We start from the raw sequence: 23,953 nt of genomic DNA, 5'->3' as shown, positions 1-23,953 counted from the left end.
CCGGTCACCGCGCCGACGGCGCGGTGACCGCGTAGGCGCCACGGTGGAACAGCAACGGTTCCCGCGTCTCGTCCGCTGCGAGGTCGTGCACCCGCCCGGCGACGATGGTGTGGTCGCCTCCCGGGTACTCGTGCTCGAGGGTGCAGTCGATCCAGGCGGCGACCCCGTCGAGGACGGGAGCGCCCGAGGGAGCGGGCCTCCACCGGACGCCCGCGTACTTGTCGGTTCCGGAGCGGGCGAACGCGGTGCTCAGGTCCGAATGGTCGGCAGCCAGCACGTTCACGCAGAACCTGCCGACCGCGCGGATCCTCGGCCAGGTCGTCGAGGTCCCGGCCGGGCAGAACGACACCAGCGGCGGTTCGAGGGACAGCGAGCTGAACGACTGGCACGTGAAGCCGAGTGGCCCGTCCGGTCCGGATGCGGTGATGACCACGACACCGGAGGCGAAATGGCCGAGGACCGCCCGCATCCGGGCTCCGTCGACCGGACGTGCCTCTTGTACCCCGTTGTACGTGCGTTCGGTCATGGACGAACGCTAAGTGGAATTAGGGTGGGCCTGATATCCGCGAACCGCGCGCGCACAGCCTCAGCGCGCGACCGAACGTTCCGTCACACCCTGCCGGACGTTCGCCGGGCCCCGAGCGACCGGGTCCAGCTGTGCGCGGAGGCCCACTGCCGGAAGCCCTCAGCGGTCGGCTCGAGCGGACGGCGCGTCGAGACGAGCAGCCCGATGTTCCGATAGTGCCGGGGCACGATCGGCACCTCGGCGGAGCCGGCAAGAGGTCCGCCGTGGCGGGCGGGCAGGACCGCGATCCCGACACCCGCAGTTGCGAGCCCCCGCACGGTCTCGACCTCGTCGGTCTCGAACCCGTAGCGCGGCCGGACCCTGGCCGCGCCGAACAGCTCGTCGACCCGGCGGCGGAGGGCGATCCCCACGGAGAGCCCGACGAAGGTCTCGTCGCGGCAGTCGTACAGGCGGACCGACTCGCGGCGTGCCAGGCGGTGATCGGCCGGAACGACGAGGACGAACGGCTCTTGGAAGAGCTCCGTCGCGACGATGTCGACGTCGCTCTCCCGCACCGAGCTCATGGCGATGTCGATCGTTCCGTCGTGGAGCTTCTCGATCAGCTCCTCGTGAGCGGCCTGCACCAGCGCCAACCGGACGCGGGGCCGCGTGGCGCGGTAGTCACGCAGGAGTTCGGGAGCTCGGCTCGCTCCCATCGTCCGGAGGAAGCCGAACACGACCTGGCCCCGCCCCGGGTCGGCGGCCTCGTGGGCTCGCGCCACACCCATCGCCAACGTGGTGTGCGCCGACCCCACGGACTCGGCGAGCGCGACGCCTGCCCGGGTGAGTTCGATCCGCCTGCCGACGCGGTGGGTGAGCGCGACACCGACGGTCCGGCTCAGCGCCGAGAGCCAGCGCGTTGCGGTGGGCTGGGGCACGCCGACCGCCTCCGCCGCGGCGCTCAGGTGACCGCGCTCGGTCATGGCGTGCAGCAGCATCAGCCTCGGCATCAGATCCGACGCGACGGTCGACGACGGCGAGAGCATTCCGGCATCGTACTTCGCCTTCGACGCGCCAGTGCGAACTCGTGGCAGCCGCGACATCCGATCCGGAACAGCGGGGTGACCAGAACTGAATAGGTGATCTTCGTTCGTGAATACGAGCAGGCGGTGACGTACGGATTGACGACCCGCTGTCCCGGCGAAAGGGCGCTGCTCGTCGCCGCTGGTGACAACGAGGAGTCCGACGCTGCACAGTAGCGGCCGGTCGGCTACCGAGGCAGAACGAGGACTCCGAGGCAAATGAGCGGAACGCTTTCCGAAATCGAGTTGCTGGGCGGAATCGAAAAGGGCTTGCTGATCGGGGGGCGCTTCCGTCCCGCGGCCGGCGGACGGACCTTCGCGGTGGAGAACCCGGCGACCGGGGCGACCCTGTGCGAGGTCGCGGACGGCTCGGCCGAGGACGCTGTCGACGCCCTCACCGCGGCCTCGGCGGCGCAGAGCTCCTGGGCGGCGACGCCGCCCCGCGAGCGCGGCGAGATCCTCCGGCGCGCCTACGAGCTCCTGGTGGCGCGGACCGAGGAGATCGCGCTGCTGATCACGCTGGAGATGGGCAAGTCGCTGGCCGAGTCGCGCGCCGAGGTCGCGTACGGAGCCGAGTTCTTCCGCTGGTTCTCCGAGGAGGCCGTGCGCATCCAGGGCGACTTCACGGTCGAGCCCGGTGGCTCGGGGCGGGTCGTCCTGATGCGCCAGCCGGTTGGACCGAGCCTGCTGATCACGCCGTGGAACGTCCCGCTGGCGATGCCGACGCGCAAGATCGGCCCGGCGATCGCCGCGGGCTGCACGATGATCCTGAAGCCGGCCGAGCAGACTCCGCTGACGGCGTTGCTGCTCGCGTCGGTACTGGCCGAGGCGGGTCTTCCCGACGGGGTCCTCAACGTCGTGACCACGTCCGACCCCGAGGCGGTCGCCGCGCCTCTGATCCACGACACCCGCCTGCGGAAGCTGTCGTTCACCGGGTCCACGGAGGTGGGCCGGAAACTGATCGTCAGTTCGGCGGACCAGGTGCTCCGGACGTCGATGGAGCTGGGGGGAAACGCCCCGTTCATCGTGTGCGCGGACGCCGACATCGACGCAGCGGTGGACGGCGCGATGATCGCCAAGATGCGCAACATCGGTGAGGCGTGCATCGCGGCCAACCGGTTCTACGTGCATGCGGACGTGGTCGAGGAGTTCACCGACAAGCTGACGGCCCGGATGGGCAAGATGGTGGTCGGTCCGGGTGTCGACGAGGGGGTCGAGGTCGGCCCGCTGATCGACGCCGTCCAGCGTGACAAGGTCGCCGCGCTCGTCGACGACGCCGTGAGCCGTGGCGCTCGCGTGCACACGGGAGGCACGGCACCGTCCGGACCCGGCTACTTCTACCCGCCGACCGTGCTGACCGGTGTTCCGTCCTCCGCGCGCATGACGAGGGAGGAGATCTTCGGGCCGGTGGCGCCGATCTCGACCTTCACCGACGAGCACGAGGTGCTCCGCGCCGCCAACGACACCGAGTCCGGCCTCGTGAGCTACGTCTACAGCCGCGACATCGGTCGGGCGATCCGCCTCGCCGAGGGTCTCGAGACCGGGATGGTCGGCCTCAACCGCGGCTTCGTCTCGAACGCGGCCGCCCCGTTCGGAGGCGTGAAGCGGTCCGGCCTGGGACGGGAAGGCGGCAGGCTCGGCATCGAGGAGTACCTCGAGGTCAAGTACGTGGCGCTGGACGTGGACCGGTGAGTGCCGAGCCGATCACGCCCGGCGCCGGTCTGCGCGGCCCCGCCCGGCCGTCCGCGTACCGGGAGGAGAACGACTTCGACGGCGCCGTGATCGTCCCCGCGAACGCCCTGTGGGGTGCGCAGACCCAGCGCGCGATCGAGACGTTCACCATCAGCGACCTGCGCCTCCCGCGGCGCTACACCGGCGCACTCGGAGCGCTCAAGCGAGCGGCCGCCCGGGCCAACGCCGATCTGGGGCGGCTCGACCCGGCGCTCGCCGAAGCGATCGTGGCCGCGGCCGGCGAGGTCGCCGACGGTCTCCTCGACGACCACTTCCGCGTCGACGTGTTCCAGACCGGCAGCGGCACCAACACGAACATGAACGCCAACGAGGTGATCGCCAACCGGGCGAACCAGCTGCTGGGCATGCCGCTGGGGACCAGACACCCGGTGCACCCGAACGACCACGTGAACCTCGGGCAGTCCTCCAACGACGTCACGCCCACGGTCGTCCACCTGGCCGCGCAGACGGGGATCACCCACCGGTTGGTGCCTGCGTTCTCCCATCTGGAGACCGCGCTTCGCGTGATCGCCGTGGCCACCGACGGGATCGTCAAGCCCGGCCGCACCCATCTGCAGGACGCGGTGCCGATCCGGCTCGGGCAGGAGTTCCTCGGCCACGCCGGACAGATCGAGCGCAGCATCGACAGGTTCCGCGCGGCGCAGCGCGGCCTCGCCGAGGTCGCCCTCGGCGGCACGGCGGTCGGCACGGGCCTCAACACCCACCCCGAGTTCGCCGGTCGGGTCGTCGCGGCACTGGCCGCCGAGTTCGGTGTGGAGCTGCGCGAGACCGACAACCACTTCCAGGCGCAGAACAACCTCGACGCCGTCGTGTTCGCCTCGGGCGCCCTGCGGACGGCGGCCGCCAGCCTCCTGAAGATCGCTGACGATGTCCGCTGGATGAACAGCGGGCCCCGCGCGGGACTGGGCGAGATCGAGGTGCCCAGCCTCTCGATGGGCTCGTCGATCATGCCGGGGAAGACCAACCCGATCGTCGCGGAAGCGGTGTGCCAGGTCGCGGCCAAGGTGATGGGCAACGACGCGACGATCGCCGTGGCAGGCGGCCGCGGCAACTTCGAGCTCACGGTGATGACCCCGGTCGTCGCGTTCAGCCTGCTGGAGTCGATCGAGCTACTGGCCGGCACGGCCGTCGTGTTCGCCGACCGGTGCATCAGCGGGATCCGGGCCACGTCGGCGGGACCGGCGGCCGTCGAGCGAACTCTGATGATGGTCACCGCGCTCTCCCCCCGCATCGGGTACGACGAGGCGGCCGCCGTCGCCCGCGAGGCGCGCGCCAGCGGGCGTACGATCCGCGAGGTGGCCCGCGAGCGCACGGACCTGCGGGAGGACGAGCTCTCCGAGTTGCTCGACCCGCGGCGGATGACCGGCGTCGGTTGACGCGTGGTGGAGCGGCGGCTTTCGGCCGTCGCGAAGCCCCGGTACCGAGAAACCCCAGCCCACACAGGAGCTGTCATGGAACTGTCTTTCGAGAACAAGGTCGTCGTCGTCACCGGGGCCGCAGGCGGGTTCGGCTCGGTGACCGCGCGGACGTTCGCCGACGCCGGAGCCCACGTCGTCGTCTCCGATGTCGACACGGTCGGCGCGGAGAAGGTCGCCGCCGACCTGCCGTCGGCGATCGCGATCACCACCGATGTCACCGACGAGGACGCCGTGCGAGGCCTCGTCGACGCCGCCGAGTCGGCGTTCGGGGGGATCGACGTCATGGTCAACAACGCAGGCGTGCCCCATCGAGCCGGAGCCCTCGTCGACCTCGACGTCGCGACGGTCGACCGGCAGCTCGCCGTGAACGTGCGCAGCGTGTTCCTCGGCTGCAAGCACGCGGTGCCCGCGCTCCGCCGCAGGGGAGGGGGCGTGATCGTCAACGTCGCCTCGATCGCGGCGAAACGCCCTCGCCCGGGCCTGACCGTCTACAACGCGACGAAGGGTGCGGTCATCACGCTCACCCGCGGCCTTGCCGTCGAGGTCGCCCCCGACGTGCGCGTCAACGCCGTCAACCCGGTCATCGCCGAGACCGGTTTCGTCAAGAGCTTCACCGGTGCGGATGCCCTGCCGGACGACCTCCGCTCGACCTGGGTCGCAGGCATTCCGATGGCGCGCACCGCAACCCCCCAGGACGTCGCCAACAGCATTCTCTACCTCGCGTCCGAGCAGGCCGGTTTCCTCACCGGCGTCTGCCTGGACATCGACGGCGGCCGCAGTATCCAGTAGTCCCGGATCAGGGAGATAGGGATGGCAACGATGCGTTCCGAACCGCATGCCCACAAGAAGCCGTCGGCCGCGAAGGTCGCCGTGGCGAGTTTCATCGGAACCACCATCGAGTGGTACGACTACCTCGTTTTCGGCGCGGCCACCGTCCTGGTGTTCAACCCGCTGTTCTTCCCCGCGCTCGACCCACTGGCAGGCACCCTCGCCGGGTTCGCGACGATCGCCGTCGCCTTCCTCGCGCGCCCCCTGGGTGGGCTGGTGTTCGGGCACTTCGGTGACCGGATCGGGCGGAAGAAGATGCTCGTGCTCTCCGTGGTCATGATGGGCGCAGGCACGTTCGCCGTCGGGCTGCTGCCGACCTACGAGACGATCGGGACCTGGGCGCCGGTCCTGCTGGTCGTGCTGCGGTTCGTCCAGGGCTTCGCCGTGGGCGGCGAGTGGGGCGGCGCCGTCGTCATGTCCCTCGAGCACGCGCCGGCGCACCGCCGAGCCTTCTACGCCAGCTTCCCCCAGGCCGGCGTGCCCGCCGGGACCTTCCTGTCCAGCGGCGCGTTCTTCCTCGTGACCCTCATGCCCGAGGAGCAACTGCTCTCCTGGGGGTGGCGCATCCCCTTCCTGTGCTCGGCGCTGCTGATCGTGGTCGGCCTCTACATCCGCCTGCGCGTGACGGAGTCGCCCGAGTTCCTCGCGCTCCGGGAGCGCGGAGACGTCGTCAAGGTCCCGGCGGCCGAGGTCTTCGCCTCGTACAAGAGGGCGCTGGTCGTCGGGATGCTCTGCATGCTCGCCCCGAACACGATCTTCTACCTGGCCAGCACGTTCTTCCTGAACTACGGCCCCGTTCACCTCGGGCTGAGTCGGGGCCTCGTCCTCGTCGCGCTGCTGGTCGCCGCCGCCATCCAGGTGGTGACCCTGCCGCTGTTCGCGATCGTCGCCGACCGGACGGGCACGAGGAACTTCCTCATGGCCGGGTGCGTGGCCGTCGCGGTCGGCGCGTTCCCCGTCTTCCTCCTGTTCGACACCGGGACCGTTGCCGGCGTGTTCGCGGCCTACCTGCTCGCCCTTCCCGTCCTGCACGCCCTGGTCTACGGCGCGATCTCGGCCTTCACCGCCGAGCTGTTCCCGCCGCGGGCGCGCTACACCGGCTCATCGGTGGCCTACCACCTGGGTGGTGCGGTCACGGCGGCTCCGGTGCCGATCGTCGCGACCCTGCTGCTGTCCGAGTTCGGTTCCTCCTCGGCGATCGCGGTCTACGTGATCTTCGCTGCTGTGGTCTGCGGCCTCGTCATCGCAGCGGCTCCCCGGGCTCGGGCGCAGGTCGAGTTCCAGCCGGCACGATCAGAGGACGATGTCGACCGAGCGGCGACCGCGACCTCGACCTCGACCTGACGGTTCCAGGACGGCCGAGGCTGCGCGAGGGATGAGGGCCGGCCCTCGTGCAGCCTCTCCGACGAGCAACCACCGGTCGCAGCTCAGCGGCAACCGGTGGGTGTTCGCCAGGGGCCGGCACCCCCTGGCTGCGCACCCAGGCCCCCGGCAGAGTGGCGGAGGTGAACCTCGTCGAGCTGGGTGCCTTCCTCAAGTCGCGCCGGGACCGGGTGCGGCCGGGGGACGTCGGCCTGCCGGCCGGCCCACGCCGTCGGGTGCCCGGTCTGCGTCGTGACGAGGTGGCCCAGTTGGCCGGTGCGTCGGTCGACTACTACATCGAGCTGGAACGTGGAGCCGGCGCCCAGCCGTCGGAGCAGATGCTGGCCGCGCTGGCCCGGGCCCTGCGGCTGAGCCGCGACGAGCGCGACCACCTCTTCTCCCTCGCCGGACGCCCGCTTCCCGCGCCCGGCGGCCCGGCCGACCACGTCCACCCCGGCATGCTCGACCTGCTGCACCGGATGGACGGCACCCCGGCGCAGGTGGTCACCGACCTGCGCGTGATGCTGGTGCAGAACCGGCTGGCTGCCGCGCTGCTCGGCCCGCCGCCGACCACGACCGGGTGGACCGCGAGCTTCCTGTACCGGTGGTTCACCGACCCGGCGTCGCGCGCGATCTACCCCGCGGAAGACCACGACGAGCATGCTCGTTCGTTCGTGGCCGACCTCCGCGCGGCCATGGCCCGCCGCGGCGGCGCCGACCCCGAGGTGGCCGCGCTGATCGCTGACCTGACCGCGCGCAGCCCCGAGTTCGAGCAGCACTGGGCACGCCACGACGTCGGGTTCCGCCGCCACGACCGCAAGCGCATCGTGCACCCCGAGCTCGGTCTGCTCGAGGTGAACTGCCTGAGCCTGTTCAGCGAGGACGGCACGCAGCGGCTGCTGTGGTTCACCCCGGCGGTCGGCACCGACTCGGTCGCGAAGCTCGAGCTGCTCGCCGTCGTGGGCACCCAGAGGTTGCTCCCGCGCTCAGGTGATGAGCTTGTCGAGGGTGATCGGTAGGTCCCGGATCCGGATGCCGGTCGCGTTGAAGACGGCGTTGCCGACCGCGGCGGAGCTTCCGACGGTCGCGAGCTCGCCCAGTCCGCGTGCTCCCGCGGAGCTGAAGGCGGTGTCGGCGTAGTCGATCCAGCTGACGTCGATCGGGGGGATGTCGGCGTTGACGGCCACGAGGTAGTCGGCGAGGTTCGCGCCGGCGAAGCGGCCGCTGTCCTCCTCGATCGGGTTGGTCTCGAGCAGTGCGGCGCCGATGCCGAAGACGACGCCGCCGACCAGCTGGCTGCGGGCCGTCCGGGCGCTGATCACCTGCCCGACGTCGACGACGGTGGTGAAGCGGCTGACCCGCGGCTCGCCGGTGAACCGGTTGACCCGCACCTCGCAGAAGTGGGCGCCGAAGCCGTGCGCCACGGGGCCTTCCGGAGCCCCGCCGCCGCCGGGTCCGCCCGCCCCGCCCTCCGTGGTGACCTCGAGGTGCGGCAGGTCGGCCATGTCGATGATCTCGGCGAAGGTGACAGCCCGGCCGTTGCCCTCGACGCGACCCTCACGGTAGGTGAGCGATGCGGGGTCGAGCCCGTGGAACGGGGAGCGCTGGGTCCGGACGGCGAGTGCGGTGATCTCCCCGATCAGCGTGCGGGCGGCGTCCTGGATCATCGGGGCGAGGGTGCCGGCGGCCCGCGAACCGACGGCGGCCGTTCCCGCCGGCAGCGCCGAGTCGCCCAGCTCGGCGACGACCCGATCCAGTGGGATGCCGAGCGCATCGGACGCGACGATCGAGGCCATCGTGTACGTGCCGGTGCCGATGTCCGGGGTCGAGGTCGACACGACGGCGGTGCCGTCGTCCCGCAGCGTCAGGCGTACGGGCACGTCGGACCGGTTGGCGGGGTAGATCGCGGTGGCCGTCCCGTGCCCGACGAGCCACTCGCCGTCGATCCGGGAGCCGGGGACGGGGTTGCGGTCGGCCCAGCCGAAGCGCTCGGCGCCGACGCGGTAGCACTCGGCGAGCCGCCTGCTGGTCCAGCCGCGGTCGCTGCCGGGAACGGTGGTCGCGTCGTTGCGCAGCCGGAGCTCGACCGGGTCCATCCCCAGCGCGACGGCCAGCTCGTCCATGGCCGTCTCCAGCGCGAACATCCCCGGTGCCTCGTTGGGTGCCCGCATAGCCCAGGTGGCCGGGGTGTCCATCGGCACCAGCCGCTCCTCGATCGCGAGGTTCGGCGTGCGGTACAGCACCGTCGTGGTCTCCCCTGCGGGTGCTTCGTTCCAGCCCCCGGCGACGGGCATCTCGGACCAGCACTGGTGGCTGACGGCGTTGAGCACGCCGTCCCGGGAGGCGCCGAGCCGGACCCGCTGCTCGATGAGGGGGCGGTGCCCGGTCAGGACGAAGGCCTGCTCGCGGGTCAGCGTGAGCTTGACCGGGCGGCCGAGCGCCCGCGCGGCCACGGCAGCGAGCGGCCCGTCACCCCAGGTCGGTACCCGGCTGCCGAAGCCGCCGCCGACGAAGGGGCTGATCACCCGGACGTTGTCCCGGCTCACCCCGACGCGTTCGGCGAGCGTGTTCGCGTAGTTCGCCGGCCCCTGGCATCCGCTGTAGACGGTCAGGTGGTCGTTCTGCCAGACCGCGGTCGTGCTGTGCGGTTCCATGGCGACGTGGCTCTGCGGCAGCTGGGTCACGGTGATGTCCACCGTGACCGCGCTCGCGCGCAGCGCGTCGTCGATCGAGGCCACGCCGGGAGCGAGCACGGGCGCGGCCTGCGCCGGGAACTCGGCGTCCCCTTCGACCGGCTCGCCCGGCATGCCGGCGGCGAGGGTGGTCCGGGCCGGGACGGTGTCGTACTCGGCGGAGACGAGCGCGGCCGCCTCCCGCGCCTGCTCGATCGTCTCGGCGACGACCAGTCCGATCACCTGACCCCGGAAGCGGACGTCCCGGTCCTGCAGCGGCGCGTAGGTTTCGCCCCGGGACGCCGAGTAGATCCGCAACGGCTCGAAGGGCGTGTACACGGCGAGCACACCGGGAGCACCGCGCGCCGCGTCGACGTTCATCGAACGGACGCTGCCCCGCGCCACCGTGCTCAGCACGACGTGGGCGTACGCGAGCCGGCCGGCCCAGTGGTCCTCGGAGTGGTCGGCGCTGTAGCGGGCGGCGCCGGTCACCTTGAGCCGGCCGTCGACGCGGGGGACGTCGGAACCCAGGGGAGTGGTCATCGGATCTCACCGAGCCCGGTGAGTGCGCGCACCAGCGTGCGGCGCAGCAGCGCGGGCTTGAACGCGTTGTGCGTCAGGGGACGGGCGCCGTCCGTGGCACGCGCGGCGGCGGCCTCGTACGTCTCGGCCGTCGCGGGCCGGCCGACCAGTGCCTGCTCGACCGCGGGAAGTCGCCACGGTCGGCTGCCGACCCCACCCGCGGCGACCCGCGCATCGCGGATCACGCCGCCCCCGACGTCGAGCGCGATCGCGACCGAGGTGAGGGCGAACTCGTAGGACTGCCGGTCTCGGATCTTGAGGTACGCCGAGCGGCTCGCCCACGGCAGGGGCGGCACGGTCAGCCCGGTGACGAGCTCACCCGCGCGCAGCTGGTTCTCGATGTGCGGCGTCTGCTCGGGCAGTTGGTAGAACTCGCCGATCGGGACGGTCCGCGGGCCGTCCCGCCCCGTGAGGTGCACCTGCGCGTCCAGCGCCACCAGCGGGACCGCGACGTCGCTGGCGTGGGCGGCGACGCACGCGTCACTGGTGCCGAGGACGGCGTGCATCCGGTTGTGCCCGGCGACAGCCGCGCAGCCGCTGCCGGGCGTGCGCTTGTTGCAGGGTGTCGACAGGTCTCGGAAGTAGCTGCACCGGGTGCGCTGCAGGAGGTTGCCGCCCATGCTGGCCATGTTGCGCAGCTGCGGCGACGCACTCAGCTCCAGTGCCTGGCTGATCATCGGGTAGCGGGACCGGACGTCGTCGTGCCGGGCGACGTCGCTCATCCGCTCCAGCGCCCCGATGTGCAGTCCGTCCCGGTCGACGCTGATGCCGCGCAGGGGTAGCCGGTTGATGTCGACGACGCGCGACGGCGTCATCACCTCGAGCTTCATCAGGTCGACCAGCGTCGTGCCACCCGCGAGGTAGGCGCTGCCGTCGCGGGCGTCGCGCAGCGCCACGTCCACGGCGCCGGGCCTGGTGAAGTCGTACGCGCGCATCAGGCCATCACCTCGCGGGCGTCCCTGATCGCGTCGGTGATGAACGGGTAGGCGCTGCAGCGGCAGATGTTGCCGGACATGTGTTCCCGGATCTCCTCGTCGGACCCGGCGTGGCCTTCCTGGACGAGAGCGACGGCCGACATGATCTGCCCCGAGGTGCAGAATCCGCACTGGAAGCCGTCGTGGTCGATGAACGCCTGCTGCATCGGGTGCAGCTGCTCCCCGTCGGCCAGTCCCTCGATCGTGGTGACCTCGGCCCCGTCGAGGGATGCGGCCAGCGTCAGGCACGACAGCACCCGCTGCCCGTCGACGTGGACGGTGCACGCGCCGCACTGCCCGCGGTCGCATCCCTTCTTGGTGCCGGTGAGCCCCAGGCGTTCGCGCAGGGTGTCCAGCAGCGTCGACCGCGGGTCCGTCTCCAGGCGCGTGCTCTCCCCGTTCACCCGCAGGCCGACGGTCACCAGGTTCTCGCCCGGCGTCGTCACCGTCGGGGTCGAGGACCGATTCACCGCCACCGGCACGGCGACCGCCGCCGCGCCGGCGACCACGACGCCGGCACCGCCGATGAACTGTCGGCGAGACAATCCGCTCGGATGGTTCTTCCGGGTCGGTCGTCTCATGAACCGTGGCATCGGGTTGCTCCAGGATGTCGGCGAAAGCGATCCGAAAGGCGTGCCCGCACGACGGGCGTTCAGTCGGATCGGCAGGCGTCCGCCATGGTGGCGTCGAACCGGGCGCCTATACAGGGGCTGTCGACCCCCCTCTCATGTAATCGGTGTGAAGGGATTCAGGAAATCCTCAGAATGTTCTTTCCCCGCTGGACGATTCGGTGAGGTCCAGTGCTGCTGCGCGGATCATGCCGCGCAGCCAGGTGTGCGTCGGCTCTGTTTCCAGTCGCGGATGCCAGACCATGCCGTACGGGAAGGGGTCGAGACCTTCCGGGGCCTCGACCAGTCGCACCCGTGGGTCAGCGGCGGCCTGCAGCTCCGCGAGCCTGCGGGGGATCGTGGCCACGAGGGGGGTGCCGGGCAGGGCGGCGAGCGCCGACACGAAGTGCGGCACCCGGACCGCGGCGGTCCGGCTGTGCCCGCGGGTCTGCAGCCACCGTTCGATCATCGGTTGCTCCTGGTCGATGACGGTGACGGCCACGTGCCGGGCCGCGGTGTAGCCGGCCAGCGAGAATCGGTTCCGTTCCGGGTGGTCCCGGTCCACCACGCAGACGAGGTCGTCGGTGAAGAGCTGCTCCCAGCGCAGCGGGGCGGGCGGGCGGAGCACGGACAGCGCGATGTCGGCCCGCCCCCCTTCGAGGGCTGCGTAGCTGTCGTGCTCCCTCGACTCGATCCGCACCTCCAGGTCGGGAGCGGCGAGGAACAGCTTGGGCAGCAGGTGGGGGCCCAGCGTCGAGGTGGTGTAGTCGGTGCCGATGATGCGCACGGTCCCGGTTGCCGTCGTGGGGTCGAACTCCTTGCCGGCCACGAAGTTCTGCAGTCGCGGGAGGAGCAGGGCGAGCTCGTGCTGCATCGCCCGCGCGCGGGGCGTCAGTTCGTAGTCACCGCCGGACCGCACCAGCAGCTCGTCGTCGAACAGCCCACGCAGCCGCTGCAAGGTGCGGCTCATCGCCGGCTGGCTCAAGTGGAAGCGCAGGGCGGCCCGGGTCACGTTGCGCTCCTCGAGCAGGACGGACAGGGCGCGCAGGTCGTGGAGCAGCCCGAGATCGCTATGCGGCACGTGCATAGTGTGCCGTCAACGTATGCGCTGGTCGCCCCGGCGGAGCCTCGGCGGGCTCGGCCATGTGCGCTTCCCCAGCGCTGACGACCATGCGGGAGACGAATGGCGGGTATCCGAATCACGCGTTGGCGGATATGTGTACGAATCGGCAGATTGGTCCGCATGTCCCAACCAGTTGAGACGACGACAGCGGTCTCGCCGACATCCACCCGAGAGTTCCTGGTCCGAGCGCAGCCGTGGACCTTGCTGGCCTTCCGCTGCGCGGTGGCCGTCCTGTTCGTGCTGCATCCCCTCACCGCGCTGGGGCTGCTGGGCGGCGAGTCATGGGGCGGATTCATGGTCGCGGTCTCCGTGGTGGAGATCGTCCTGATCGTGCTCGTCGCCGTCGGGTTCCACGCGCGAGCCGCCGCGTTCCTCCTGTCGGGGATGATGGCTTTCGCCTTCTTCTTCATACACCTGCCGAACGGCTGGAACTGGCTGGACAACGGAGGGGAGCCACCCGCTCTCTACAGTTGGGTGTTCCTCCTGCTGTTCGTGATCGGGCCCGGCCCGATCAGTCTGGACCGGCGCAGGCTCGATCGGGGCGACGTCATCTGATCCGGGCCGGGCCAGGTCGGTCCACATCGACCACCGCGTCCACGCGGCCCGGCTGCACCCTGCCGCGCCGGCGCCCGGGGGCAGTCGCTCAGCCTTGTTTTGTATCCGGGCCTTACATACTCTCGTCCCCGTGCTCCCACCCCAGGGTGCTCTCGACGGGAGGCGCGGTCGATGAAGATCGTCGATCTGAGGTGCGCCGTGATCGGCGAGAGCCCGATCGTCCGCGTGGTCACCGACGAGGGCGTGGACGGGTTCGGGGAGATCGAGTCCTCGAAGCCGTACATGCGGCCGGTGGTCGAGATGTACCGCGACTTCCTGGTCGGGGAGGACCCCACCGACGTCGAGCGGTGCCTGCTGAAGATCCGCCGCTTCGCCGGGTTCAAGCCGTGGGGTGCGGCGGTGTCGGCGATCGAGATCGCGCTCTGGGACGTGGCGGGGAAGGCCGCGGGGCTGCCGGTGTACAAGCTGCTCGGCGGCAAGGTCCGCGACCGCGTGCGGGTCTACAACGGCGGGGTGCGCCCGCAGCTGCGCGGGCACCGTCCGGAGGACTACGCCGCCGCGATGGCGGAGATGAAGGCCGCCCTCGAGGGCTTCACCCTGATCAAGCAGGGGGTCGCCTTCCACGGGCCGATGGCCGTGAACACCCCGGAGTTCACCCTCGGTGAGCTGCGCACGGGGCCGCGGCACCCCAACCGCGGCCCCCTCACCGAGCGCGGCCTGAAGCACACGATCGCGTGCGTCGAGGCGATGAAGGACGTGCTCGGCGACGAGGTCGGCCTGGCCCTGGACGCCGGCCCGGGTTTCACAGTGCCGGACGCCATCCGGCTGCTGCGGGCCCTCGAACCGCTGAACCTCCTGTGGGTGGAGGACCTGCTCACCGGTGACTACGTGCCCTGGGTGCACGCCGACCAGTACCGCGAGGTCACGATCTCGACGAGCACCCCGACCCACACCGGCGAGCAGATCTACCTGCGGCAGAACTTCAAGGACCTGATCTCCACCCAGGCCGTGCGCGTGGTCGGGCCGGACCCCTGCGACGTCGGCGGCATCGCCGAGCTGAAGTGGGTGGCCGAGTACGCCGACCTGCACGGCGTCCAGATCGCTCCGCACGGCGTGTTGGACGGGGTGTTCGGGCTCGCGGCGCTGGTGCAGGTGTGCGCCACGCTGCCGGACAACTTCATCGCGTTCGAGTACCCCGTCGCGAAGCCGGACTGGTGGTACTCGATCGTCACCGGATTGCCCGAGCAGATCGTCGTCGACGGCTTCGTCGACGTGTGGGACCGGCCCGGGCTCGGCGTCGAGTTCGACCGCGAGGCCGCGAGGGCCCACCTGCGTCCCGAGGACCAGGACTTCTTCACCTGAGCCGCCAGGCCATCTCCGAACCGCTCACGAGCAGCAGGGGAGAGAGGTCATTGGCAGGGCGGCCGGGAGGTCCGGGTCGGGTCGAAGGGAGCAGTACGCCTGATGCAGGACGGCTGGCGATCGAGGAGGTACCGATGACCACGACCGAACGCGTCGAGCTCGCCGTGATCGGACGGCAGCGACCGGCGGTGATCGAGGCGCTCGGCGCCGAGTTCACGCTGCACGAGGTGGCGCCCGGGGACGACGTCGCGGCTGCGCTGGGTCCGGCGGCGGAGCGGGTCCGCGGCGCGCTGTCCAACCCGATGGTCGGGCTCTCGGCCGAGGTGATGGAGGCGCTGCCGAAGCTGGAGATCGTCGCCCTGTTCGGCGTCGGGTTGGAGCGCACCGACCTCAGCACGGCCCGCGAGCGCGGGATCGTGGTCACGACCACGCCCGTGCTCTACGAGGACGTGGCCGACACCGCTGTGGCGCTGGCGATGGACGTCTCGCGCCGGATCACCAGCGGGGACCGCTGGGTGCGCGCGGGCGGGTGGGCCGCCGGTGGGCACGCCGGGGCGGGCAGGCGGTTCTCCGGCAAGCGCGCCGGGATCCTCGGGCTGGGCCGGATCGGCCGGATGCTCGCCAAGCGCCTGGAGGCGTTCGACATGCGGATCGCCTACTACGACCCGCGCCCGGCGCCCGACGTCGACTACCCGCTCCACCGCACGGGGCTCGAGCTCGCGCGCGAGTCGGATTTCCTGTTCCTCTGCGCGGCCGGTGGCCCGGGGCAGCGCCACCTCGTCGACGCCGACGTGCTCGCCGCGCTCGGCCCGGAGGGCGTGTTCGTCAACATCGCGCGCGGCTGGCTCGTCGACGAGGCGGCGCTGGTCGACGCGGTGGTGAGCGGGGCGATCGGCGGGGCGGGGCTCGACGTGTTCGACGACGAGCCGAACGTGCCGCAGGCGCTGGTCGAGGCCGAGAACGTCGTGCTGACCCCGCACATCGCCAGCAACACGGTCGAGACCCGGGCCGACATGGACCAGTGCATGATCGACAACATCCGGTCCTGGTTCTCGACGGGCCAGGCCACGACACCGGTCCCGTGAGGCGATCGGTGGAGGGAGGCGCATGAAGCCGGCAGCGACCCGGGAGGTCGGACGCACGGGGGTCGAGGTCACCCAGCTCGGGTTCGGCGGCGGCGCGCTCAAGCTGCCCCGTTCCCAGTACCCCGAGGACGACGCGGCGGCCGCCCTCGACGCGTCCTGGGCCGGCGGGGTGCGCTACTTCGACACCGCCCCGTTCTACGGGCGGGGGATCAGCGAGCAGCGGCTGGGCCGCTTCCTCGGCGGGCGGTGCGCGGAGCGGTTCGTGCTCTCGACGAAGGTAGGGCGCCTGATCCGTCCCTCCCGCGCCGCTCGTCGGCCGGCGGAGCGGACCGCGATCGGCGACCCGGCCACGTGGGAGGTGCACTACGACTACAGCCGCGACGGCGTCCTGCGCTCGATCGAGGACTCGCTCCAGCGGCTGGGCGTCTCGGCGATCGACCTCGTGCTCGTGCACGACCTCGACCTGGTGCACCTCGGTCCGCAGGCCCGGATGGACGCGCACAGCGCCGACCTGCTGCGGTCGGGCTGGGCGGCGCTGCAGGACCTCAAGGCGCAGGGCGTGATCCGCGGCGTCGGCTTCGGGATCAACGAGATCGGGCTCGTGTCGCACTGGCTGGACCTGTTCGACCCGGACCTGTTCCTCGTCGCCGGCCCGTACACGCTGATGGAGCAGGGCGGGCTCGCGGAGCTGGACCGCTGCGCCGAGCGCGGCGTCGGCGTCGTGATCGGCCAGGTGTTCGCCTCGGGGATCCTGGCCACCGGACCCGCGCCGGGCGCCACCTACTACTACCGGGAGGCGGCCGCGGAGGAGCTGGAGCGGGCCCGCCGGCTGCAGGAGGTGTGCGCGTCGTTCGACGTGCCGCTCGCCGCGGCCGCGGTGCAGTTCCCGCTCGGGCACCCGGCCGTCGCAGCCGTGATCGCCGGGGTGAAGGACGCCGGTGAGGCGCAGTCGTGCCTCGCGGCGTTCGACCACGACGTCCCCGCCGAGCTGTGGGCGGCGCTGCGCGACCAGGGTCTCGTGGCGCCGGCTGCTCCCACGCCGGCATGAGTGAGCCCTGGTCGTTCGCCGAGGCGGCCGGCGTGCCGCTCGGCGATGGCGAGGTGCTGGTGTGGTGGCTGGGGCAGGCGGGCTTCCTGCTGCGGGGCGGCGGGACGACCCTGCTGGTCGACCCTTACCTGGTCCCGTCCGGGGACCGCCGGTTCCCGCCGCCGTTCCCCGCCGCTGACGCCGCCGGGGTCGATGCGGTGCTGGTGACGCACGAGCACGGCGACCACCTCGACGTCCACGTGGCCGAGGCGTTCGCGGAGGCCGACTCGACGGCCCGGTGGGTGGTGCCGGAGCCGGTGGTCGACCGGGTCGCGTCCCTCGGGATCCGCCGGGAGCTGATCGAACCGGCCCAGCCCGGGCGGCCGCTCACGATCGGGTCGGTGCGGGTCGACCCGCTGCCGGCCCACCACGGCGTGGACATGACCGATGCGTACGGCACCGGCGCCGAGCTGTCGGGCGGGCTGGTGCGCTTCCTCGGCTACGTCGTCGATCTCGCCGGCACGCGGGTCTACCACTCCGGCGACTGCCTGGCCTACCCCGGACTGGCCGAGGAGCTCGCCCGGCTGGAGGCGCACGTCGTGCTGCTGCCGGTCAACGGCCGCGACGCCGAGCGGGAGGCCCGCGGCATCGTCGGCAACATGTCCGCCGAGGAGGCGGTCGGGCTGGCCGTGGGCGCGGGAGCCGAGGTGCTCGTCCCGATGCACTGGGACATGTTCGAGCGCAACTCGGGCCATCCCTCGCGCGCAGTGGCGCTGACCGAACGAGATCACCCCGAACTGACCGTGATCGTGCCGAGCAGGGCTCGGCCGATCGGGCTCCGCCCCTTGCGGGCGGGACGAACAGGAGTGGCCTGATGACCATCGAGACCAGGTTCCTGGGCGCCAGCGGCCTGCAGGTGCCCGTGCTGACCATGGGGACGATGACCTTCGGCGGTGCCGGCCGGCACGCGCCGATGGGAAAGGTGCAGGTCGACGAGGCGACGCGCATGGTCGACATGTGCCTCGAGCGCGGCGTGGACTTCTTCGACACCGCCGACGTCTACTCGCAGGGGCTGTCGGAGGAGATCCTCGGACAGGCGCTCGGCAAGCGGCGCCATGACGTCCTCGTGGCCACCAAGCTCAACGGCCCGATGGGCGATGGCCCGAACGACCGGGGGCAGTCCCGCCACCACATCATCGCGGCGTGCGAGGCGAGCCTGCGGCGGCTCGGCACCGACCACATCGACCTGTACCAGGTGCACTCCGTCGACGAGCGCACGACGATGGAGGAGACGCTCCGCGCCCTCGACGACCTCGTGCGCCAGGGGAAGGTCCGCTACATCGGCTGCTCGAACTACTCGGCGTGGCACCTGGTGAAGGCGCTGTCGGTGTCCGAGCGGCGCGGGTTCGAGCGGTACGTCTCGCTGCAGGCCTACTACAGCCTGGTCGGCCGCGAGCTGGAGCACGAGCTGCTGCCGGCCGCTCAGGACCAGGGCGTCGGCGTGCTCGTCTGGAGCCCGCTGTCCGGCGGCTTCCTCACCGGCAAGCAGCGCCGCGGCGAGGCACCGCCCGCGGGCAGCCGGCGCGAGACCACGGGCGACACCGGGACCATGGACGCCGAGCAGGGCTTCGACGTCGTCGAGGCGCTCGACGGGATCGCCCGCGAGCGCGGGGTCAGCATCGCGCAGGTCGCGATCAACTGGTTGCTGCGCCGTCCCGGCGTCACGTCGGTGATCATCGGGGCCCGCACCACCGAGCAGCTGTCGGACAACCTCGACGCCGCGTCCTGGGAGCTCACCGCCGAGGAGGTGGCGCTGCTGGACCGGGTCAGCGCCCGGCCGCTGCCGTACCCCTACTGGCACCAGCTGAAGATGAACCGGCCCCGCCTGCGCTACACGCTCGCGGACTCCGGCCTCTGAACCGCGGGTGATGCGGGCGCTCTGCGTCCATCCGGGCGCCGACGGCGGCACGCTCGTGCTCGACGACGTCCCGGAGCCCGCGCCGGAGGACGGGGCGCTCCTGGTCGAGGCGCTCGCCCTGGGCGTGTGCGGGACCGACCGGGAGATCGTCGCGAGGGGGCCGCGGCTGGCACCGCCCGGCCGCGCCGGGCTGGTCCTCGGTCACGAGTCACTGGGCCGGGTCCTGGATGCTCCGGCCGGATGCGGCGTCGTCCCCGGTGACCTCGTGGTGGGTCTCGTGCGGCACCCCGACCCGGTCCCGTGCGCGTTCTGCGCCGTGGGCCGGTCCGACCTGTGCGAGAACGGGCGCTTCACCGAGCGCGGCATCCTCGGCCGCGACGGGTTCGGCTCCGAGCGGTTCCGGCTCGAGCCGGAGTACGCCGTGCGGGTGAGCCCCGACCTGGGGCTCGCCGGCGTGCTGCTCGAGCCCGCCAGCGTGGTCGCCAAGGCCTGGGAGCAGCTCGACCACGCGGTGCGCCGGCCGCTGCGGCGGGCCCTCGTGCTGGGGGCCGGCCCGATCGGTCTCCTCGCCGCCCTCCTCGGGACGCAACGCGGCCTGGACGTCCACGTCGTGGACCGGGTGGCACACGGCCCCAAGCCGCGGCAGGTCGCCGGGATCGGTGCCACCTACCACTCGTCGACCGAGTCCCTCGTCGGCGCGTTCGACGCCGTCGTGGAGTGCAGCGGTGCGCTCGTCGCCGAGGCCATCGACCGCACCGCTCCTGCCGGGGCCGCCTGCCTCGTCGGTGTCGGTGACGCCCGCTCCGCGGGAGCGCTGGAGCTGGCCGACCTGGCGCGCCTGCTGATCTCCGGGAACCGGACGGTCCTGGGCACCGTCAACTCCAACCGCCGGCACTTCGACGCGGCGCACACCGCGCTCCGCCGAGCGGATCGGGAGTGGCTCGACGGCCTGCTGACCGACCGCGTGCCCCTCGAGGACTGGCGAGCGGCGTTCGACACGGGGCTCGACCGGATCAAGGCGGTCATCCGCTTCACCTCGTGACGGGCGTCAGCGGGCGGCTCCCCGGGCGGCGGCAGGCGCGTCCGCCGACCCGGTCCGGAGGCCGGCGAGGAAGGCGTCGACGGCCGCCTCGGCGGCGCCCAGCAGCGGACCCTGCGCACCCAGCTCCGCGGGGACCAGGTCGACCGGGCCGTTCGACAGGGCCGGGCGGAGGTGCGCGACGGCGTCGCGCAGCTCCGGCCCGGCGTGCCGCAGCAGATGGGCGAACACGCCGTCGAGGATGATCCGGCCGGGGTTGAACAGCGAGACGAGGGTGGCGATGCCGGCCGCGAAGGCCGGGAGCGGGGCGGTGAGCGCCGCCCGGGCCTCGGGGTCGCCCTGCTCCGACCGCGCCACCAGCTGCGAGAGGGCGGCCTTGCGGGTAGGCCCGTCCGGCACCGTCATCCCGGCGTGCCGGAACAGGGCGTCGGCGGCGACCTCGGTCTCCCAGCAGCCGTGACCCCCGCAGTAGCAGGGGCCGGAGCCGCCCCCGATCACCATGTGGCCGACCTCGCCCGCGTAGCCGGGGTGCCCGCCCTCGAGCAGCCTGCCGTGGACGATGATGCCGCCGCCGACGCCGAGCCCGCAGGTCAGGTAGATCATGTGGTCGTGGTCGCGACCGGCCCCGCGCAGGTGCTCGGCGAGCGCGGAGAGGTTGCTGTCGTTGCCGGTCACCAGCGGCGCGTCGACGTCGATCCGGCGGCGCAGCTCGTCGACGAGCCGCAGGTCCCGCCAGCCGAGGCGCGGGGCGAGCGCGACCGCGCCGTCGGTGGCCCGCACCAGGCCCGGCACGGCCACCCCGATCGCGAGCGGCGGGTGTCCGGGGTCGGCCAGCTGCTCGCGCAGCAGGGTCGCCAGCTGGTCGAGGCTGGGCCCGGGATCGCCGGGGACGTAGTGGTGCGGCGCCTGGGCGACGGTGCCGACACCGCCGCCGAGCCCGACCCATGCGGCGCGGAGCGCGTCGTCGCCGATCACCACGGCGAGCACGCGCGCCACGTCGGCCCGGGGGGCGACGAGGAGGGAGGGGCGGCCGCGACCGCGGCCGAACTCGGCGACCACCCCGGACTCGCTCACGAGCTCGCGCCCGGCCAGCTCGGCCACCAGGTCGCCGACGGCGCTGCGGGTCAGCCCGGTGATCGTCCCGAGCTGGGTGCGGGTGGTCGGTCCGTGCACGTGCAGGTGGCGCAGCACGGTGCGCAGGTTGTGCCGGCGGACGCTGACCGTGTCCCGCCCCGTGCCCTGTGTCACGGCGCACCCCGGCGGTGTCGCGCGCGGGTGCCGGGTGCCTCGCCGTGCCGCAGCATGCCGGCCATCCCAGCACGGGTTCCCGTCAGGACGATGGGCTGTGGCGGGCGCACGCGAAGAGTCTCGCAGGTCGAACGGGACCCGCGGCTCCGGTGAGTCCCGTCGGGCTGCGATGAGTTCCGGCCGGGTCGCCGGTCTGATCTGGTGAGCGACCGGCACGGCGCCGGTCGACCCACCACCGGAGGCCACCGTGTCCGCCACCATCGCCACCACCACGTCGTCCGTCCCGACGGTCGGATCGCTGCTGCGGGACGGGGCCGTCGCCACCGTCGTCGCCGCGGTCGCCACCGCGGCCGTCGCCGTCGCCGGTTCGGCGGTGGGGATCAGCCTCGACGTCGCGGGTGCGTCGATCCCGGCTTCCGGGTTCGCGACGCTGACCGTCATCTTCTCGGTCATCGGCCTGCTCATCGCCGTGGGCCTGCGCCGGTTCGCCCGGCACCCGCGCACCACCTGGATCCGCACCACGATCGCGTTGACCGTGCTGTCCCTGGTGCCGGACGTGCTCGCCGACGCCGCCACCGGCACCAAGGTCCTGCTGATGGCGACGCACCTGGTGGCCGCCGCGATCGTGATCCCCGCGGTCGCCCGCCGGCTGCGCGCCTGACGCGGTGCCGGTACCGCGCACGGTCGTTCAGGGCCTGCGGCCGCGGAAGGTGCGTCGCAGGTCGCTCATGGCGGCGTGCTCCGTCACCAGCGTGCGTGCACGTGCGGACCGATCAGCTCGTCGTAGACCGCGCGCACGGCCGCGTGCACCTCGGCGCCGAGCGGGGGCAGGTCGGCCACGGCCGCGTTGCCCCTGGCCTGCTCCGCCGACCGGGCACCCGGGATCACGACCGTGACCTGGGGCTGGTCGACGATCCAGCGCAGCGCGAACTGGGCCATCGTCGCGCCGGCGGGCACCAGGGGCCGCAGCCGCTCCACCGCCGCGAGACCCACCTCGAACGGCACGCCGGCGAACGTCTCGCCCACGTCGAACGCCTCGCCGTGGCGGTTGTAGGTGCGGTGGTCGTCGGGCGGGAACTCGGTGGTGGCGCTGTAGCGGCCGGACAGCAGCCCGGACGCCAGCGGCACCCGCGCGATGATCGCGACACCCGCTGCGGCCGCCGCGGGCAGCACGCGCTCGAGCGGCTTCTGGCGGAACGCGTTCAGGATGATCTGCACACTCGCCACGCCCGGCCGGGCGATCGCGGTGAGCGCCTCGTCGGCGGTCTCGACGCTCACGCCGTACGCCGCGACGCGCTGCTCGGCCACCAGCTCGTCGAGCGCGTCGTAGACCTCGTCCCGGGAGTAGACGGGGGTGGGCGGGCAGTGCAGCTGCACCAGGTCGAGCGTGTCGAGGCCGAGGTTGGCGCGCGAGCGGTCGTTCCAGGCGCGGAAGTTGTCCCGCGTGTAGTTCTCCGGCACCTGCTCGACCCGGCGGCCCATCTTCGTGGCCACGACGAGCCGGTCGTCCCCGCGCTCGCCCAGGAACCGGCCGACGAGGGCCTCACTGCGCCCGTCGCCGTACACGTCGGCGGTGTCGAGGAACGTGACCCCGGTGTCGGCGGCGGCGTGCAGCAGGGCGAGCGCGTCGGCGTCCTCCACACGGCCCCAGTCGCCGCCGAGCTGCCAACAGCCCAGCCCCACGACCCCGACCTCACGGCCGAGCCGCTGCGCCTTCCGCGTCTCCATCGGGGTGTCCATGCGGCGAGCCTACGGCGGCCACCCGCACGTGCAGCCGCGCCCGCACCTCCGCCGGCGGGTAGGCCCGCGCTGCCGCTCGCGAGCACGAGGACGCGGCGTTGCGCCGGTCGCCCGCTTGGACGGAGACGCGGCCGACCGGTACGAGGTGGATGACTACGTCCGCATCCGGGTGCCCCTCATCTCAGGACCTCAGGCGTGGGTCTACGTCTTCGACGAGCGGCTGGGGCGCCGCTGACGCCGAGGATCGAGCCGGCGCGCTCGAACCTGAGCGTCCTCGGAGCGAGACGAGACGCTTGTGAGCGTGATCTCGGCCGCGGGGGCCGGGTGGTCGCTGCTGGCCCAGCTGGCCGCGAATGCTGGTGGCGGGCGGCCCGAAGCGCACGGAACCGGTGCGCCAGGGCCCTGTTCCGCGCGGCCACCGGCGGCGGGGTCGTCGAGTACACGAAGCGGCTGCGGATGACGGCCTGGCGGGCGGCCCACAGGGAGGCACAGCCGCGCAGCTCACCCGGCCGTGAGGCCCGGCAGCCCGTCCAGGCTCGTCGCGTTGCGCTCCGCGTGGTAGCGCGCGATGCGCTCGTCGTCGCGGCTGCGCCACACCGCGTCGAGCGCTTCGCGTTCCGTCACGAGGTCCATCCGCGGCACGGTGTACCCGCACGAGTCCGACACCCGGGTCACGTTCACGCGCACCACACCCCGCAGGTACCGCCGCCTGCTCTCGGCCGCCTCCCCGAACGGGGCGAGCTCCGCCTCGTAGCCCGGGTCGTCCGCCAGCACGGCACGCCCGGTGCCGTGCAGCCGCACGATGGTGGGGCGGCCCGCGAAGGCGCAGAACATCACGCAGATGCGCCCGTTCTCCCGCAGGTGGGCAATGGTCTCCACCCCGCTGCCGGTCATGTCCAGGTAGGCGAAGGTGTGTTCGTCGAGCACCCGGAACGTGCCCATCGTGCCCTTGGGTGAGAGGTTCACCAGCCCGTCTGCGGCCAGCGGCGCTGTGGCGACGAAGAACAGCGGCTGCTTCTCGATCCACCCCGCCATCCGGGCGTCGATCCCGTCGTACACCTTGGCCATGGCCC

General features: G+C 72.3%; 22 protein-coding genes. 13 read left to right on the top strand and 9 right to left on the bottom strand.

Annotation, left to right across the window (positions count from 1 at the left end; genetic code table 11):
- Positions 1-4 precede the first annotated feature (4 nt).
- Entirely contained in the window at positions 5-526 is a 522-nt protein-coding gene (locus FB388_RS20485) for a flavin reductase family protein (protein WP_211362133.1), read from the bottom strand.
- Between the two features lie 83 nt (positions 527-609).
- Positions 610-1,551 carry a LysR family transcriptional regulator gene (locus FB388_RS20480; RefSeq protein WP_170225754.1) on the bottom strand — a complete coding sequence of 314 codons (942 nt, stop codon included), beginning with the start codon at positions 1,549-1,551 and terminating at the stop codon, positions 610-612.
- Positions 1,552-1,806: 255 nt separating this feature from the next.
- Between FB388_RS20480 and FB388_RS20475 the strand changes: the two genes are divergently transcribed.
- The 5 genes from FB388_RS20475 (at position 1,807) to FB388_RS20455 (ending at position 7,966) form a co-directional block, all read left to right on the top strand.
- Positions 1,807-3,279: an NAD-dependent succinate-semialdehyde dehydrogenase gene (locus FB388_RS20475; RefSeq protein WP_142103840.1), complete on the top strand. Its 1,473-nt coding sequence runs from the start codon at positions 1,807-1,809 to the stop codon at positions 3,277-3,279.
- The gene (locus tag FB388_RS20470) at positions 3,276-4,715 is read left to right on the top strand and encodes a class II fumarate hydratase (RefSeq protein WP_246122224.1); all 1,440 of its coding nucleotides are present in this window, start codon (positions 3,276-3,278) and stop codon (positions 4,713-4,715) included. Before FB388_RS20475 ends, FB388_RS20470 begins: the two co-directional genes overlap by 4 nt.
- A 75-nt stretch (positions 4,716-4,790) precedes the next feature.
- Complete coding sequence (locus FB388_RS20465; RefSeq protein WP_211362132.1) at positions 4,791-5,546, top strand: SDR family oxidoreductase; 756 nt, start codon at positions 4,791-4,793, stop codon at positions 5,544-5,546.
- Between the two features lie 30 nt (positions 5,547-5,576).
- Complete coding sequence (locus FB388_RS20460) at positions 5,577-6,929, top strand: MFS transporter (RefSeq protein ID WP_142103839.1); 1,353 nt, start codon at positions 5,577-5,579, stop codon at positions 6,927-6,929.
- Positions 6,930-7,090: 161 nt separating this feature from the next.
- Entirely contained in the window at positions 7,091-7,966 is an 876-nt protein-coding gene (locus FB388_RS20455; protein WP_142103837.1) for an MmyB family transcriptional regulator, read from the top strand.
- On the opposite strand, the gene FB388_RS20450 is transcribed toward FB388_RS20455, so the two are convergent.
- The 4 genes from FB388_RS20450 to FB388_RS20435 form a co-directional block, all read right to left on the bottom strand.
- Positions 7,934-10,162, bottom strand: a complete 2,229-nt coding sequence (locus FB388_RS20450; protein ID WP_142103835.1) for a xanthine dehydrogenase family protein molybdopterin-binding subunit — start codon at positions 10,160-10,162, stop codon at positions 7,934-7,936. The genes FB388_RS20455 and FB388_RS20450 overlap by 33 nt on opposite strands.
- On the bottom strand, positions 10,159-11,136 hold the full coding sequence (locus FB388_RS20445) for an FAD binding domain-containing protein (protein ID WP_142103833.1): 978 nt from the start codon (positions 11,134-11,136) through the stop codon (positions 10,159-10,161). Before FB388_RS20445 ends, FB388_RS20450 begins: the two co-directional genes overlap by 4 nt.
- Positions 11,136-11,720, bottom strand: a complete 585-nt coding sequence (locus FB388_RS20440; protein WP_246122223.1) for a (2Fe-2S)-binding protein — start codon at positions 11,718-11,720, stop codon at positions 11,136-11,138. The genes FB388_RS20445 and FB388_RS20440 overlap by 1 nt, the downstream gene beginning before the upstream one ends.
- Before the next feature lie 214 nt (positions 11,721-11,934).
- Positions 11,935-12,864, bottom strand: a complete 930-nt coding sequence (locus tag FB388_RS20435; protein ID WP_170225753.1) for a LysR family transcriptional regulator — start codon at positions 12,862-12,864, stop codon at positions 11,935-11,937.
- A gap of 162 nt (positions 12,865-13,026) precedes the next feature.
- Between FB388_RS20435 and FB388_RS20430 the strand changes: the two genes are divergently transcribed.
- The 7 genes from FB388_RS20430 to FB388_RS20400 all read left to right on the top strand — a co-directional run bounded on the left by FB388_RS20430 (position 13,027) and on the right by FB388_RS20400 (position 19,895).
- Positions 13,027-13,461, top strand: coding sequence for a DoxX family protein (locus FB388_RS20430; protein WP_246122221.1), 435 nt, complete (start codon positions 13,027-13,029; stop codon positions 13,459-13,461).
- A gap of 171 nt (positions 13,462-13,632) precedes the next feature.
- Positions 13,633-14,823, top strand: a complete 1,191-nt coding sequence (locus FB388_RS20425; RefSeq protein ID WP_142103829.1) for a mandelate racemase/muconate lactonizing enzyme family protein — start codon at positions 13,633-13,635, stop codon at positions 14,821-14,823.
- A gap of 134 nt (positions 14,824-14,957) precedes the next feature.
- Positions 14,958-15,908: a 2-hydroxyacid dehydrogenase gene (locus tag FB388_RS20420; RefSeq protein ID WP_142103827.1), complete on the top strand. Its 951-nt coding sequence runs from the start codon at positions 14,958-14,960 to the stop codon at positions 15,906-15,908.
- Positions 15,909-15,930: 22 nt separating this feature from the next.
- Positions 15,931-16,956: an aldo/keto reductase gene (locus tag FB388_RS20415; protein WP_142103825.1), complete on the top strand. Its 1,026-nt coding sequence runs from the start codon at positions 15,931-15,933 to the stop codon at positions 16,954-16,956.
- A complete protein-coding gene (locus tag FB388_RS20410) occupies positions 16,953-17,810 on the top strand; it encodes an MBL fold metallo-hydrolase (RefSeq protein ID WP_142103823.1) in 858 nt (285 codons plus the stop codon). The genes FB388_RS20415 and FB388_RS20410 overlap by 4 nt, the downstream gene beginning before the upstream one ends.
- Positions 17,810-18,853 carry an aldo/keto reductase gene (locus FB388_RS20405; protein WP_246122219.1) on the top strand — a complete coding sequence of 348 codons (1,044 nt, stop codon included), beginning with the start codon at positions 17,810-17,812 and terminating at the stop codon, positions 18,851-18,853. Before FB388_RS20410 ends, FB388_RS20405 begins: the two co-directional genes overlap by 1 nt.
- Positions 18,854-18,863: 10 nt before the next feature.
- A complete protein-coding gene (locus FB388_RS20400) occupies positions 18,864-19,895 on the top strand; it encodes an alcohol dehydrogenase catalytic domain-containing protein (RefSeq protein WP_142106144.1) in 1,032 nt (343 codons plus the stop codon).
- Positions 19,896-19,901: 6 nt separating this feature from the next.
- On the opposite strand, the gene FB388_RS20395 is transcribed toward FB388_RS20400, so the two are convergent.
- Positions 19,902-21,140, bottom strand: coding sequence for an ROK family protein (locus FB388_RS20395; RefSeq protein ID WP_211362130.1), 1,239 nt, complete (start codon positions 21,138-21,140; stop codon positions 19,902-19,904).
- A 247-nt stretch (positions 21,141-21,387) separates the two neighbouring features.
- On the opposite strand from FB388_RS20395, the gene FB388_RS20390 reads away from it, so the two are divergent.
- A complete protein-coding gene (locus FB388_RS20390) occupies positions 21,388-21,801 on the top strand; it encodes a DUF6069 family protein (RefSeq protein WP_142103820.1) in 414 nt (137 codons plus the stop codon).
- 83 nt (positions 21,802-21,884) lie between these two features.
- On the opposite strand, the gene FB388_RS20385 is transcribed toward FB388_RS20390, so the two are convergent.
- Positions 21,885-22,868 carry an aldo/keto reductase gene (locus FB388_RS20385; RefSeq protein WP_142106143.1) on the bottom strand — a complete coding sequence of 328 codons (984 nt, stop codon included), beginning with the start codon at positions 22,866-22,868 and terminating at the stop codon, positions 21,885-21,887.
- A gap of 513 nt (positions 22,869-23,381) precedes the next feature.
- The gene (locus FB388_RS20380) at positions 23,382-23,948 is read right to left on the bottom strand and encodes a pyridoxamine 5'-phosphate oxidase family protein (RefSeq protein WP_142103818.1); all 567 of its coding nucleotides are present in this window, start codon (positions 23,946-23,948) and stop codon (positions 23,382-23,384) included.
- Positions 23,949-23,953: the final 5 nt, after the last annotated feature.

Origin of the sequence: Pseudonocardia cypriaca (assembly GCF_006717045.1) — a bacterium.
Classification (GTDB): domain Bacteria; phylum Actinomycetota; class Actinomycetes; order Mycobacteriales; family Pseudonocardiaceae; genus Pseudonocardia; species Pseudonocardia cypriaca.
The sequence above is the reverse complement of the archived record's forward strand: the minus strand, read 5'-3'. Positions and strand labels throughout refer to the sequence as shown.

What these genes read in the sequence shown, in the direction of transcription:
- FB388_RS20485 (WP_211362133.1), bottom strand. Translation starts at nt 526, where the DNA reads ATGACCGAACGCACGTACAACGGGGTACAAGAGGCACGTCCGGTCGAC.
- FB388_RS20465 (WP_211362132.1), top strand. Translation starts at nt 4,791, where the DNA reads ATGGAACTGTCTTTCGAGAACAAGGTCGTCGTCGTCACCGGGGCCGCA.
- FB388_RS20405 (WP_246122219.1), top strand. Translation starts at nt 17,810, where the DNA reads ATGACCATCGAGACCAGGTTCCTGGGCGCCAGCGGCCTGCAGGTGCCC.
- FB388_RS20475 (WP_142103840.1), top strand. Translation starts at nt 1,807, where the DNA reads ATGAGCGGAACGCTTTCCGAAATCGAGTTGCTGGGCGGAATCGAAAAG.
- FB388_RS20385 (WP_142106143.1), bottom strand. Translation starts at nt 22,868, where the DNA reads ATGGAGACGCGGAAGGCGCAGCGGCTCGGCCGTGAGGTCGGGGTCGTG.
- FB388_RS20460 (WP_142103839.1), top strand. Translation starts at nt 5,577, where the DNA reads ATGCGTTCCGAACCGCATGCCCACAAGAAGCCGTCGGCCGCGAAGGTC.
- FB388_RS20450 (WP_142103835.1), bottom strand. Translation starts at nt 10,162, where the DNA reads ATGACCACTCCCCTGGGTTCCGACGTCCCCCGCGTCGACGGCCGGCTC.
- FB388_RS20425 (WP_142103829.1), top strand. Translation starts at nt 13,633, where the DNA reads ATGAAGATCGTCGATCTGAGGTGCGCCGTGATCGGCGAGAGCCCGATC.
- FB388_RS20420 (WP_142103827.1), top strand. Translation starts at nt 14,958, where the DNA reads ATGACCACGACCGAACGCGTCGAGCTCGCCGTGATCGGACGGCAGCGA.
- FB388_RS20480 (WP_170225754.1), bottom strand. Translation starts at nt 1,551, where the DNA reads ATGCTCTCGCCGTCGTCGACCGTCGCGTCGGATCTGATGCCGAGGCTG.
- FB388_RS20400 (WP_142106144.1), top strand. Translation starts at nt 18,864, where the DNA reads ATGCGGGCGCTCTGCGTCCATCCGGGCGCCGACGGCGGCACGCTCGTG.
- FB388_RS20415 (WP_142103825.1), top strand. Translation starts at nt 15,931, where the DNA reads ATGAAGCCGGCAGCGACCCGGGAGGTCGGACGCACGGGGGTCGAGGTC.
- FB388_RS20380 (WP_142103818.1), bottom strand. Translation starts at nt 23,948, where the DNA reads ATGGCCAAGGTGTACGACGGGATCGACGCCCGGATGGCGGGGTGGATC.
- FB388_RS20445 (WP_142103833.1), bottom strand. Translation starts at nt 11,136, where the DNA reads ATGCGCGCGTACGACTTCACCAGGCCCGGCGCCGTGGACGTGGCGCTG.
- FB388_RS20430 (WP_246122221.1), top strand. Translation starts at nt 13,027, where the DNA reads ATGTCCCAACCAGTTGAGACGACGACAGCGGTCTCGCCGACATCCACC.
- FB388_RS20410 (WP_142103823.1), top strand. Translation starts at nt 16,953, where the DNA reads ATGAGTGAGCCCTGGTCGTTCGCCGAGGCGGCCGGCGTGCCGCTCGGC.